Genomic DNA, 11,456 nt, shown 5'->3' with positions numbered 1-11,456 from the left:
CGGCGGGGCACCGCCGGTGTCCCGGGGCGCGTGCCGGGGGCGTCGCGGCACGGCCGGGCGCGCACGGCCGCCGGAATCTGCTGGTCTGTCAGCATTCTGCGGCCCGGGGGAGCGACCGCGGCGGTCGCGGGGCAGCGGGGCCCGCCCGCGCACGGTGCGCCCGCCGCGGTGGTCCCTGGCGGCGGCGGCGCGATTCCGGCAAGCTGGGACGACGGCGGGTGCCGGAGCGCGCACGGGACGTGCGGGCGGCAGCCCCCGCCGGGTGCGGCGGTCGTCGCTGGGTCAGTGACCCGGCGCGGCACGACAGTTGACGGAGCGTCGGGCACCGGGCGGGCCCGAGCCGGGCCCGGCGGCGGGGCGCGGGAGGGACGTGCGCGTGAAGAAGCTGCTGTTGACGCTGGGGTTCAGCCTCGGCGGGATGGCGTTCTTCGTGGCGCTGCTGCTGGTCGGCGTCTACAGCAGCGCCGCCGGACTGCTCGGCGGCGGTGGCGGGGGCAACGGCAGGCTCGAACAGAACTCGGTTCCCGACGAGTACGTCGACCTGGTCCAGACCTGGGGCAACCTCTGCCCGGAGCTCTCCCCGGCCCTGCTCGCCGCGCAGATACAGCAGGAGAGCGGGTGGAACGCGACCGCGCGCAGCCACGCGGACGCGCAGGGCATCGCGCAGTTCATCCCCGGGACCTGGGCCACCCATGGGCTGGACGCCAACGGTGACGGGGTCGCCGACGTCTGGGACCCGGAGGACGCCATTCCGTCGTCCGCCAACTACAGCTGCTCGCTGGCGGCGCAGCTGCGGGGGGTGCCGGGCGACCCGGTGGACAACATGCTGGCCGGCTACAACGCCGGCCCCTACGCCGTGATCCAGTACGGCGGGGTGCCGCCGTTCAACGAGACGCAGCATTACGTGCAGGTCATCCGCACGGCGGAGGAGAGCTTCACCGCCCCGGCGGCCGAGGCGGAGCCCGCGCGGCTGCCCCCCTCGCACGCCGCGGCGGCGGCCGTTCACTTCGCGCAGGAGCAGCTCGGCACGCCGTACCTGTGGGGCGGCGACGGCGGGCCGGAGGACAACGGCCGGTTCGACTGCTCCGGGCTGACCAAGGCGGCGTACGAGGAGGTCGGCATCGAGCTGCCGCGGGTCGCCAACGACCAGTGGCACGCGGGCCCGCATCCGGGCCGCGACGAACTCCTCCCGGGGGACCTGGTCTTCTTCGCCCATGACCTGAACGATTCGCGCTCGATCTACCACGTCGGCATCTACGTCGGCGGCGGCTATATGATCGACGCGCCGTACACGGGGGCGGTGATCCGTTTCGACCCCATAGACACCGCTGACTACTTCGGGGCGACCCGCCCTGTCGCAGGGTGACGGTATAGTGACGTTGGGTAGTGGTCGGGTGGTGTGCGCCGTTCACCTCGGTGGTCCCGCCCGGTTCCACCGGATTCCGCGTCTCTCTTCGGTAACGCCTGAGCACCACCACCGTCGAGCCTGGAACGCGGGCGGCGACGGGGGGCGTTAGCTGGGCAGGTACGGGAGGTTCCGCTTCCGGGGGAGCGGGACTCGTACGACGATCGGCGCCCTCGGGCGCGCACGACGCTGAAAGGGTGAGCGCGGGTGGCCGAGCTGACCGATCCCGACGTGAGACTGCTCCGGATCTTCAACGACTGGGGCAACGGTCTGGACGGTTGGGCGGCGAGCGTCGTCACGTTCCTCGGTGAGTACGGCCTGGCGGGCGCCCTGGTGCTGATGGTGCCGCTGCTCTGGCTGATGGTCCGTCGGCGCCCCGACGCGCCCCAGGCGGTGGCCATGGTGGCCTGGGCGCCGCTCGCGGCGGCCGTCGCCTACGGCTTCAACCAGCCGATCAGCGGCCTGGTGGCCCGGCCGAGGCCGTTCCTCGATCATGACGACATCGTCCCCATGCTGGAGGGCAAGGGCGGCTGGTCCTTCGTCTCCGACCATTCGTCCGCCGCGATGGCCATCGCGGTCGGCCTGCTGCTGGTGCACCGGAAGCTGGGGCTGGTGGCCGTGGCGATCGCCCTGCTCCAGGGTGTGCTGCGGCTCACCCTCGGGGTGCACTACCCCAGTGACGTGGTCGGCGGCATCGCCCTGGCCACCGCGGTGACGCTGCTGCTGATGCCGCTCGCGGTGTGGGCGCTGGCGCCGCTGGTGCGCTGGTGCGGCGAGACGCGCGGGCTGAGCTGGATCGCGCCGGGCCCCCCGGTCGGGGCGGAGCGGGGCGAGGACCCGGCGGGGCCCCGGCGCAGGCCGGTGGAGAAGGGGCTGGCCGCCTGAGAGCGGCCGGAGGGCCGCGAGAGCGGACGACGGACCGGGGTGGCGGCCGCAGGGCCTGCCACCCCGGTCCGTTTTTCCCGGACAGCAGTGCCCGGTGTTACCCCGAACGGGTGAAAAACAGTGGGGCTCAGGGGTGGTGGCCGGCGCCGTGCAGCACGTGCGTCGCGGCCTCGTCCCTCGCCAGTGGTCGGGATCTGCGAGCCGGCCCGGACCAACCGCAGCTGCACCGGGGCGCCAGGAACGGGCCGCGCTCGATGAGATCTATCCGGTGGTCCGGTAGAGCGCCGGTCGTGCGCTCGTCATCTCGGTAGCCGTACACGCGTCCCACGGTACCCAGCACCCGGCCGGTGCGGGAGGTTCGGGCCCGTGACGGTCCGACCGGCGGCTTCGTTAAGCGGTCAATGAATCGCGAGCGGGCTGTTGGGGGTCGGCGGACCATGAGTGCGGTGCGGCGCGGGGCGCCGCGTGCCCGTCCGGGGTGGCCGGTCTCCCGGCGGTGCCGACGGGCCGGGCGGGGCGGCCGGCCCCGACGGGTGGCGGCGTTGGTGCTGGTCGGAGCGGTCGGACTGTCCGGGTGCGTGGGCACGGGCGACGCAGCTCTGCTGGACGGCGTGCCCGGCGACCAGCGGCCCGCCGACGCGCTCGCCGTCATCCGCGGCGTCGCGGACACCCTGGCGTCGGGCCCCGGCTCCCGGGTCGCCACCTCGCTCCAGCTGGCCTCCGGCGGCACCCGCATCACCATCCGGGGCGAGGGTGTCTTCGACCACACGGCGGGCGTCGGTGAACTGCGCGTGACGCTGCCGGAGGACCCCGGGGCCGAGCGGGCCGAGCCGGTCACCGAGGTCTTCGTGCCGGGGTTGCTCTACATGCGCAACCGCGGCGCGGGCGTCCCCGCCGACAAGTGGGTGCGGGTGGAGGTCGACTCGCTGCCGGACGGGAATCTGGTCACCGGTGGTGCCACCGACCCCGTCACCGCCGCCGAGCTGCTGCGGGGCGCGCGGAGCGCGGAGTACCACGGAGAGGTCGACCTGGAGGGGGAGAAGGCCCGGCTCTACAGCGGCGTCACGGACATCGCGGCCGCCTCCCGGGCGGCCGGGGACGAGGGCCGCCGGCGGCAGCTGGCGGTGGCGGTGGGCGCCTTCACCGTGGGGACGGTGCCGTTCGAGGTGTACCTCGACGAGCGCGGCACGCCGCGGCGGATGCGCCACGAGTTCAGCTTCGCCGCGGACGGCGACGCCGGACCGGTCGAGGTGGTGTCGGTGACGGAGCTGTACGACTTCGGCACGGTGGTGGCGGTCCGGCTACCGGAGGAGCAGGACATCTGGACGGGAACCGTCGTCCTCGACCAGGCGGACAGCTCCCAGCGCTGAACCCGCCGTGCCCCGCGGCCGCACGGCGGCGGACGGGGCCCGGCCCCCGCCGGCGGGTCAGGTCCGCAACAGCCGCGCGATGGCGGCGGTCGCCTCGGCGACCTTCGCGTCCGCCTCGGGCCCGCCCTCCCGCGCCGCTTGGGCGACGCAGTGCCGCAGGTGCTCCTCCAGCAGTTGCAGTGCGAAGGACTGCAGCGCCTTGGTGGAGGCGGAGACCTGGGTGAGGATGTCTATGCAGTAGATGTCCTCCTCGACCATGCGGTGCAGCCCGCGGACCTGGCCCTCGATGCGGCGCAGCCGCTTGAGATGCGCGTCCTTGTTCTTGCTGTAACCGTGGCCGGTGTGCGGCGCGCCGTGCTCCCTGTCCTCCGTGCCGTCCTTGCCGTGTTCCCCGCCGCACTCCGCCGGGCGCGCGGCCGCCGGGAGCGGGGGGTGGCCGTCGTCGCCGGGCACCGGGGGAGCCGCCGGGGCGGCGGGGCCCGGGTCGTCCGCGGGTGTCTCTCGGGCGATGGTCATCTCGTTCCTCCACGGCATTTCAAGCCATACCCCATCTGGGTATCAGCGTATCGAACGGCGGCCGAGGACCCCGCCCGGCTGCATGTCCCTGGGCGGCAGGAGTGGGGGGACGGCCTTAACGTTGCTCGCGAGATGACTGTTCACCCACCGGGCCCGCGCCGGACACTCACGGAACGTGCTCCCGTAACTGCCGGGGGCGATCGGACGTGGAGCGCTCACCAGGGCGCCGCACCCGGTTCACCTTCCGTTCATCTGCCTCGGTCGGCCGATTCACTTCCCCTCCCTACGTTCGAGGTGTGCGGCCGAGTCCGCCTTGTGCCCGGACGCCGATGGGAAGGAACCGAACGACCGTGAAGCTGCCCAGCGCTCCGCGCCGACGTGCACTCGGCCTGGGGGCGGCCACCGCCGCCGGGGTCCTGCTCCTCACCAGCTGCGGGACCGACGACAACTCCGGTCTCCCCGGCGCCATGGACTTCACCTCGGACGCCGTCGAGTGCGGCCCCGAGGGCACCGCCCTCGCCTCCGGCTCCACCGCCCAGGCCAACGCGATGGAGGTCTGGGTGAACATGTACCAGACCAACTGCGAGAACGGTCAGGTGAACTACAAGGCCACCGGCTCCGGCGCGGGCATCCAGGAGTTCCTCCAGGGCACCACCGCCTTCGGTGGCTCGGACTCGCTGCTCGCCGACGCGGAGATCGAGGAGTCGCAGCGGGTCTGCCGCGACGGCGGCCGCGCCATCCACCTCCCGATGGTCGCCGGCCCGGTGTCCGTCGGCTACAACGTCCCCGGCGTCGACGACCTGGTGCTGGACGCGGAGACCCTCGCCGAGATCTTCGACTCGCGGATCAACCGCTGGGACGACCCGAAGATCCAGGAGCTCAACCCCGACACCGAGCTGCCGGACCTGGCGATCACGCCGTTCTCGCGCTCCGACGGCTCCGGCACCACCGACAACTTCACCTCCTACCTGCACGCCGCCGCCCCCGACGCCTGGCCGTACACGCCGGACAAGGTGTGGCGCGGCAAGGGCGGGCAGTCGGCCGACGGCTCCTCCGGCCTGGTCGGCATGGTGCAGCAGAACGCCGGCGCGATCAGCTACTTCGAGCTGTCCTACGCCTACCAGAACGGCATCGACTCCGTGGTGCTGGACACCGGCGCGGCCGAGCCGGTCGCCGCCACCGTCGAGAACGCCTCCGCGGGCATCGCCGCCGGCCGCGTCATCGGCGAGGACGGCGACCTGGCGATGGAGATCGACTACACCACCAGCGAGGACGGCGCCTACCCGATCGTGCTGATCGCCTACGAGATCGTGTGCGACCGGGGCAACAACCCGGCCACCCTCGACCTCACCAAGGCGTTCCTCGCCTGGACGGCGAGCGAGGAGGGCCAGGAGGTCGTCACCGACATCCACTACGCCGCCATCCCCGAGGAAGTGATCACCCAGGTGCGCGACCGGGTCCAGGAGATGTCCTGACCCGGCCGAGCCGGGCGCCGCGCCCGGCGACGGGGCGCCGCCCCGCGGCCCGCGCCGCCTGACCACCCGGAACCCCCAGACCGACCCCGAGCCACCGAGACGGAAAGACCTGCGAGATGCCTGCGATACAGACCGACTCCTCGCCGCCCGGCGGCCTGGAGCCCGCGCCGCGGCGGTCGTCCGCCGTGCGCCCGGGCGACCGGATCTTCAGCGGCCTGTCGAAGGGCGCCGGGATCACGCTCCTCGTGATCATGGCCGCCATCGCGGTCTTCCTGTCGATCAGGGCGGCCGTGGCCATCTCGGCCAACGAGGGCAACTTCCTCACCACCTTCGAGTGGGACGCCAACGCCAACCCGCCGTACTTCGGCATCGCGGTGCTGCTCTTCGGCACCGTCGTCAGCTCCGTGATCGCCATGGTGCTGGCGGTGCCGGTGGCGGTCGGCATCGCGCTGTTCATCTCGCACTACGCGCCGCGCCGGGTCGCCGGGACGCTGGGCTACGTGGTCGACCTGCTCGCCGCGGTGCCCAGCATCATCTACGGCCTGTGGGGCGCGCTGTTCCTGGTGCCGCAGATGACGGGGCTCTACTCCTGGCTCGACCAGTTCTTCGGCTGGACCGGGATCTTCGCCTACGACAACACCCCGGCGCGGTCGCTGATGACCGTGGGCATCCTGCTGGCGATCATGATCCTGCCGATCATCACCAGCGTCACCCGCGAGATCTTCAAGCAGACCCCGAAGGCCCACGAGGAGGCCGCCCTCGCCCTGGGCGCCACCCGGTGGGAGGTCATCCGGATGACGGTGCTGCCCTTCGGCCGCTCCGGCGTCATCAGCGCCTCCATGCTCGGTCTCGGCCGTGCGCTGGGCGAGACGATGGCGGTCGCCACCGTGCTCTCCCCGGCCTTCCTGATCAACATCAGCCTGCTGGAGTCCGGCGGCGGCACCTTCGCCCAGAACATCGCCAGCCAGTTCAAGGAGGCCGGCTCGATGGGCCGCGACGCCCTGATCGCCTCCGGCCTGGTGCTCTTCCTGCTCACCCTGCTGGTCAACGGCGCCGCCCGCCTGATCATCGCCCGTCGCAAGGAGTTCACCTCGTGAGCGACACCGTGAAGGACACCGTGAAGAGCACGGGCGGCCGACCCGCCGGCTCCGGTGCCGCACCCGGGCCCGAGGGCCCGTCCGAGCGGCCCGGCGCCACCGCCGTCCTGCGCAACACGACCCTCCAGCAGCCGCGGCTGCCCCGCTGGGCGCCGGCCGCCCTGGTCGCGGGCTCGCTGGGCGCCGGCATCCTGATCGGCGTCCTGGGCGACCTGGACTCCCGTATCCAGTGGGGCCTGATAGCTGCCGTCATCTACCTGACCGCCACCTTCGCCGTCACCACGGTGGTCGAGGGCCGGCGCCAGGCGGTGGACCGGTTCGCGGCCAGCCTGGTGTGGACCAGCTTCGTCGTGGCGATCCTGCCGCTGGCGTCCCTGCTGTGGGAGACCATCGCCCGCGGCATCCCGGGGGTCAGCTGGTACTTCCTCACCCACTCCATGAACGGCGTGCTCTCCTGGCAGGAGGGCGGCGGTATCTACCACGCCCTGCTCGGCACGGTGCAGCAGGTGCTGCTCGCCTCGGTCATCGCGATCCCGATCGGCCTGCTCACCGCCGTCTACCTGGTGGAGTACGGGCGCGGCCGGCTCGCCAAGGCGATCACCTTCTTCGTGGACGTCATGACCGGCATCCCGTCGATCGTGGCCGGCCTCTTCGTCCTCAGCATGTGGATCATGATGCTGGGCTTCGGCTACTCCGGCTTCGCCGGCGCCCTGGCCCTGTCCATCCTGATGATGCCGATCGTGGTCCGCTCCACCGAGGAGATGCTGAAGCTCGTCCCCGGCGAGCTGCGGGAGGCGTCCCTCGCCCTGGGCGTGCCGAAGTGGCGCACCATCCTCAAGGTCGTGCTGCCGACCGCGATCGGCGGCATCACCACCGGCGTCATGCTGGCGCTGGCCCGCATCGCCGGTGAGACCGCGCCGATCATCCTGCTGGTCTTCGGCAGCAACATGATCAACGCCAACCCGTTCGAGGGCGCCCAGTCCTCGCTGCCGCTCTTCGTCTACGAGCAGTGGGCCTTCGGCACCGAGGCGGCGTACGACCGCGCCTGGGCCGCGGCGCTGGTCCTGATCGCCTTCATCATGATCCTCAACCTGGTCGCCCGCGGCATCGCCCGCTGGAAGGCCCCGAAGACCGGCCGCTAGGCCATCGGAAGAAAGCGAGCGACGAACCCATGGCCAAGCGCATCGACGTCACCGGGCTGACCGCCTTCTACGGCACCCACCGCGCCATCGAGGGCATCTCGATGCACGTCCAGCCCAAGTCGGTCACCGCCTTCATCGGCCCCTCCGGCTGCGGCAAGTCCACCTTCCTGCGCACCCTGAACCGGATGCACGAGGTGACCCCCGGCGGCCGCGTCGAGGGCCAGGTGATGCTGGACAACGAGGACCTCTACGGCCCGGGTGTCGACCCGGTCCAGGTCCGCCGCAACATCGGCATGGTCTTCCAGCGGCCCAACCCGTTCCCCACCATGTCCATCTACGACAACGTCGTCGCCGGCCTGAAGCTGAACGGCAAGTTCAGCCGCGCCGAGCTGGACGAGGTCGTCGAGAAGAACCTCCGCGGCGCCAACCTCTGGAACGAGGTCAAGGACCGGCTGCACAAGCCCGGCTCCGGGCTCTCCGGCGGTCAGCAGCAGCGGCTGTGCATCGCCCGTGCCACCGCCGTCGAGCCGGACGTGCTGCTGATGGACGAGCCCTGCTCCGCGCTGGACCCGATCTCCACCCTCGCGATCGAGGACCTGATCAGCCAGCTCAAGTCCCGGTTCACCATCGTGATCGTGACCCACAACATGCAGCAGGCGGCCCGCGTCTCCGAGCGCACCGCCTTCTTCAACCTGGCCGCGGTCGGCCAGCCGGGGAAGCTGATCGAGATCGACACCACCGACAAGATCTTCTCCAACCCGTCGGTGCAGGCCACCGAGGACTACATCTCCGGCCGCTTCGGCTGAGCCGGACGGGCGCCCGGCCGGCGTCCACCACGCCCGCAGCGACACCCGCCGCGCCCGTCACCGGGCGGCGCCTTGCGCCCGGTGACGGGCGCGGAGGCGTGCGCGGCGGTGTTGGGCGGTGCCGTGGTCGTCCGGGCCGCCGCCGGCCCGCCCGCACCGGTCAGACCGGCAGCAGCACGGCACCCACGAAGAACAGCGCCGCCGCCAGGACCGCCACCGCGGGCAGCGTCACCGACCAGCCGATCACGATCGTCCGCGCGACGGCCCAGCGGGCCACCGTCCGCCGGCGCGTGGTGCCGGCCCCGACGATCGACCCCGTCACCACGTGGGTGGTCGGCACCGGGGCGTGGAGCACGAACGCCGAGGTGAACATGACCGCGGCGGCCGACGACTCCGCGGCGAAGCCGCGCGGCGCGTCGACGGCGAACACCCGGCGGCCCAGCCCCCGCACCACCCGCCAGCCCCCGGCGTAGGTGCCGGCGGCCAGCATCAGCGCACACGCCGCCTGCGTCCACAGCGGGACACCGGAGCCTGCCTCCACCTCCCCGGCGACGACCAGCGCCAGCACCACCACGCCCATCGTCTTCTGCGCGTCCTGCAACCCGTGCCCCAGCGCCATGCCCGCCGTGGAGACCGTCTGCGCGGCACGGAAGCCCCGCTGCGCCCGGTGCGGCTGCGCCCGGCGGAACGTCCACATCAGCCCGGCCACCACCAGCCGGCCCACGGCCAGCGCCACCAGCGGCGCCAGCAGCAGCGGCAGCACCACCTTCAGCAGCACCCCGCCCCAGTGGACGGCGCCCGCCCCGGCGAGGACCGCACCCACCAGCCCGCCGAACAGCGCCTGCGAGGACGAGGACGGCAGCCGCAGGTACCAGGCGGCGGCGCTCCACAGCAGCGCGCCGCAGACCGCGGCGAACAGCATCAGCAGCCCGCGCCCGCCCTCCGGCGGCGTCACCAGGTCCTCGCTGACCACCCGCGCGACGGTGGTGCCGAGGAACGCCCCGGCCAGGTTCATCAGCGCCGCGAGCGCTACGGCGACCCTGGGGGTCAGCGCCCGCGCCGAGACGGAGGTCGCGATCGCGTCCGCCGAGTCGCGGAAGCCGTTGACGCCGGTGTAGAACAGCACGGCACTGACCACGACCACCAGGGCGAGCGTGTCCAAGGTGTCAGGACTCCTTGACGGCGATCGACTCCACGGTGTTGGCCACCCGCTCGAACGCGTCGGCGGCCTCCTCCAGCACGTCCACGATCTGCTTGAGCTTCATGACCTCTATCGCGTCGTAGGAGCCGTCGAAGAGGTGGGCCAGCAGCTTCCGGTGCACCCGGTCGGCCTGGTTCTCCAGCCGGTTGACCTCGATCCAGTACTCGGTGAGGTTCTCCATGGTGCGCAGCTGCGGCATGGCCTCGGCGGTCAGTTCGGCCGCCCGGCAGATCACCTCGATCTGCTGCTCCACGCCCTGGGGGAGTTCCTCGACCCGGTAGAGGACGACGAGGTCGACGGCCTCTTCCATGAAGTCCATGATGTCGTCCAGGCAGGACGCCAGCCGATAGATGTCCTCGCGGTCGAACGGGGTCACGAACGTCGAGTTGAGTTCGTGGAAGATCGCGTGGGTGGTGTCGTCTCCCGCGTGCTCGGCGGCGCGCATGCGGTCCGCCAGTTCCGCGCGGCCCTCGCTGTCGGCGCCCAGGAGTTCCTGGAGGAGCTTGGAGCCGGAGAGGATGTTGTCCGCCGCGGTGGCGAAGAGATCGTAGAAGTTCGTCTCCCGCGGCGTCAGGCGAAAGCGCACTGGGCTGTCCTCTGCGGTTCATCGGAAGTTGTACCCGATGATGCTAAAGGCACATTCCGGCCACGGCTAACCCCATCGGGTGTCCGGTCGGTCTCGCTTCGGTCTCCTCCGGGGGCGGCGCCCCGGCGGGAATGGCCGGAGAACCACGGGTGTCCCGGGCGCGCCGCCCGGCCGGTCCGGCGTGGCGGACACGCCGGGTGTCGCCGCGGGCGCACGATGTCACCGCCGGTGGGGCGCCGACGGAGACCGACGGCGGCTCAGCGCCCGCCGTTGTACGGCCCGTACGGGCCGTCACTGCTGCTCCAGCCGCTGTTGCCGCCGCGTCCGCCCCGGCTGACGCCCTGCACGGCGGGCCGTACGTCCACGATGTAGACGATCGAGGCGATCACGCCGACCAGAATCAGCAGCAGCATGGGGGCGAACAGCTGCACCGCGACGGAGATGCCGAGGATGATCAGCCAGAAGGGCTTGGTCTGCTTGTCCACGGCGCGGAACGCGTCCTCGCGCTGCAGCGCTGCGTGCACGAAGGCGAAGATGCTCATCACCAGCAGTGCGAGAAAGAGCAGGCTGAGCAGCCAGTTGAACCCTGAGAGGAGCATCGTCTCCACCACCCTGTCGGTCTGTCGGCTGTCGGTCTCCACGCTACCGGGCGCGTCCTCGGACGGCACTGATCGTGCCCGGGCCGCCGGCGCGCCGGGTGATCACACGGCTGGTGATCATCTGCCCAGGTCGCGGCGGGCTCACACGCCCGGGGGCCGCCGTCGGGGCGAGCCGGCGCGGGGTGTGGTGCGGGCTCCGCCGGGCGGCGATCCGCCGGGCGGCGGTGCGGACGGGGCGCGGGGTGGAGCGGGGGAGCAGGCAGTGCCGGACTCCGTGTCTTCCCCGCCCCGATGCCGCACACTGCGGTGCGCTGCGAGTAGCGTGGTACGCATGGCTCCGACCTCGACATCACGAACCCCCTTCGGGCGGGTGA

General features: G+C 72.2%; 11 protein-coding genes. 7 read left to right on the top strand and 4 right to left on the bottom strand.

Annotated features, from left to right (window positions below; genetic code table 11):
• Positions 1-418 precede the first annotated feature (418 nt).
• From HCN56_RS18555 to HCN56_RS18545, 3 genes are all read left to right on the top strand, one after another.
• Positions 419-1,366 (top strand): C40 family peptidase, encoded by a 948-nt coding sequence (locus HCN56_RS18555; RefSeq protein ID WP_167972614.1) that lies wholly within the window; start codon positions 419-421, stop codon positions 1,364-1,366.
• Between the two features lie 246 nt (positions 1,367-1,612).
• Positions 1,613-2,290, top strand: a complete 678-nt coding sequence (locus HCN56_RS18550; protein WP_167972605.1) for a phosphatase PAP2 family protein — start codon at positions 1,613-1,615, stop codon at positions 2,288-2,290.
• Between the two features lie 578 nt (positions 2,291-2,868).
• Positions 2,869-3,660: a hypothetical protein gene (locus HCN56_RS18545; RefSeq protein ID WP_312871294.1), complete on the top strand. Its 792-nt coding sequence runs from the start codon at positions 2,869-2,871 to the stop codon at positions 3,658-3,660.
• A gap of 57 nt (positions 3,661-3,717) precedes the next feature.
• Here HCN56_RS18545 and HCN56_RS18540 read toward each other — a convergent pair whose 3' ends face one another.
• Positions 3,718-4,176: a metal-sensitive transcriptional regulator gene (locus HCN56_RS18540; RefSeq protein WP_245246719.1), complete on the bottom strand. Its 459-nt coding sequence runs from the start codon at positions 4,174-4,176 to the stop codon at positions 3,718-3,720.
• Between the two features lie 350 nt (positions 4,177-4,526).
• Between HCN56_RS18540 and pstS the strand changes: the two genes are divergently transcribed.
• From pstS to pstB, 4 genes are all read left to right on the top strand, one after another.
• The gene (gene pstS, locus HCN56_RS18535) at positions 4,527-5,651 is read left to right on the top strand and encodes a phosphate ABC transporter substrate-binding protein PstS (protein ID WP_376770892.1); all 1,125 of its coding nucleotides are present in this window, start codon (positions 4,527-4,529) and stop codon (positions 5,649-5,651) included.
• A gap of 116 nt (positions 5,652-5,767) precedes the next feature.
• On the top strand, positions 5,768-6,748 hold the full coding sequence (gene pstC / locus HCN56_RS18530; RefSeq protein ID WP_167972599.1) for a phosphate ABC transporter permease subunit PstC: 981 nt from the start codon (positions 5,768-5,770) through the stop codon (positions 6,746-6,748).
• Between the two features lie 107 nt (positions 6,749-6,855).
• Positions 6,856-7,890, top strand: coding sequence for a phosphate ABC transporter permease PstA (gene pstA / locus HCN56_RS18525; RefSeq protein WP_167972609.1), 1,035 nt, complete (start codon positions 6,856-6,858; stop codon positions 7,888-7,890).
• 29 nt (positions 7,891-7,919) lie between these two features.
• A complete protein-coding gene (gene pstB / locus HCN56_RS18520) occupies positions 7,920-8,696 on the top strand; it encodes a phosphate ABC transporter ATP-binding protein PstB (protein ID WP_167972597.1) in 777 nt (258 codons plus the stop codon).
• Positions 8,697-8,856: 160 nt separating this feature from the next.
• Here the strand turns inward: pstB and HCN56_RS18515 are convergent, their stop codons facing one another.
• The 3 genes from HCN56_RS18515 to HCN56_RS18505 all read right to left on the bottom strand — a co-directional run bounded on the left by HCN56_RS18515 (position 8,857) and on the right by HCN56_RS18505 (position 11,082).
• Complete coding sequence (locus HCN56_RS18515) at positions 8,857-9,858, bottom strand: inorganic phosphate transporter (protein WP_167972595.1); 1,002 nt, start codon at positions 9,856-9,858, stop codon at positions 8,857-8,859.
• A gap of 4 nt (positions 9,859-9,862) precedes the next feature.
• Positions 9,863-10,483 (bottom strand): DUF47 domain-containing protein, encoded by a 621-nt coding sequence (locus tag HCN56_RS18510; protein WP_167972593.1) that lies wholly within the window; start codon positions 10,481-10,483, stop codon positions 9,863-9,865.
• Positions 10,484-10,740: 257 nt separating this feature from the next.
• On the bottom strand, positions 10,741-11,082 hold the full coding sequence (locus HCN56_RS18505; RefSeq protein ID WP_167972607.1) for a DUF2516 family protein: 342 nt from the start codon (positions 11,080-11,082) through the stop codon (positions 10,741-10,743).
• Positions 11,083-11,456: the final 374 nt, after the last annotated feature.

The sequence above is a fragment of the Streptomyces lonarensis genome, assembly GCF_012033735.1.
Classification (GTDB): domain Bacteria; phylum Actinomycetota; class Actinomycetes; order Streptomycetales; family Streptomycetaceae; genus Streptomyces; species Streptomyces lonarensis.
The sequence above is the reverse complement of the archived record's forward strand: the minus strand, read 5'-3'. Positions and strand labels throughout refer to the sequence as shown.

What these genes read in the sequence shown, in the direction of transcription:
- HCN56_RS18540 (WP_245246719.1), bottom strand. Translation starts at nt 4,176, where the DNA reads ATGACCATCGCCCGAGAGACACCCGCGGACGACCCGGGCCCCGCCGCC.
- pstB (WP_167972597.1), top strand. Translation starts at nt 7,920, where the DNA reads ATGGCCAAGCGCATCGACGTCACCGGGCTGACCGCCTTCTACGGCACC.
- pstC (WP_167972599.1), top strand. Translation starts at nt 5,768, where the DNA reads ATGCCTGCGATACAGACCGACTCCTCGCCGCCCGGCGGCCTGGAGCCC.
- HCN56_RS18505 (WP_167972607.1), bottom strand. Translation starts at nt 11,082, where the DNA reads ATGCTCCTCTCAGGGTTCAACTGGCTGCTCAGCCTGCTCTTTCTCGCA.
- HCN56_RS18555 (WP_167972614.1), top strand. Translation starts at nt 419, where the DNA reads ATGGCGTTCTTCGTGGCGCTGCTGCTGGTCGGCGTCTACAGCAGCGCC.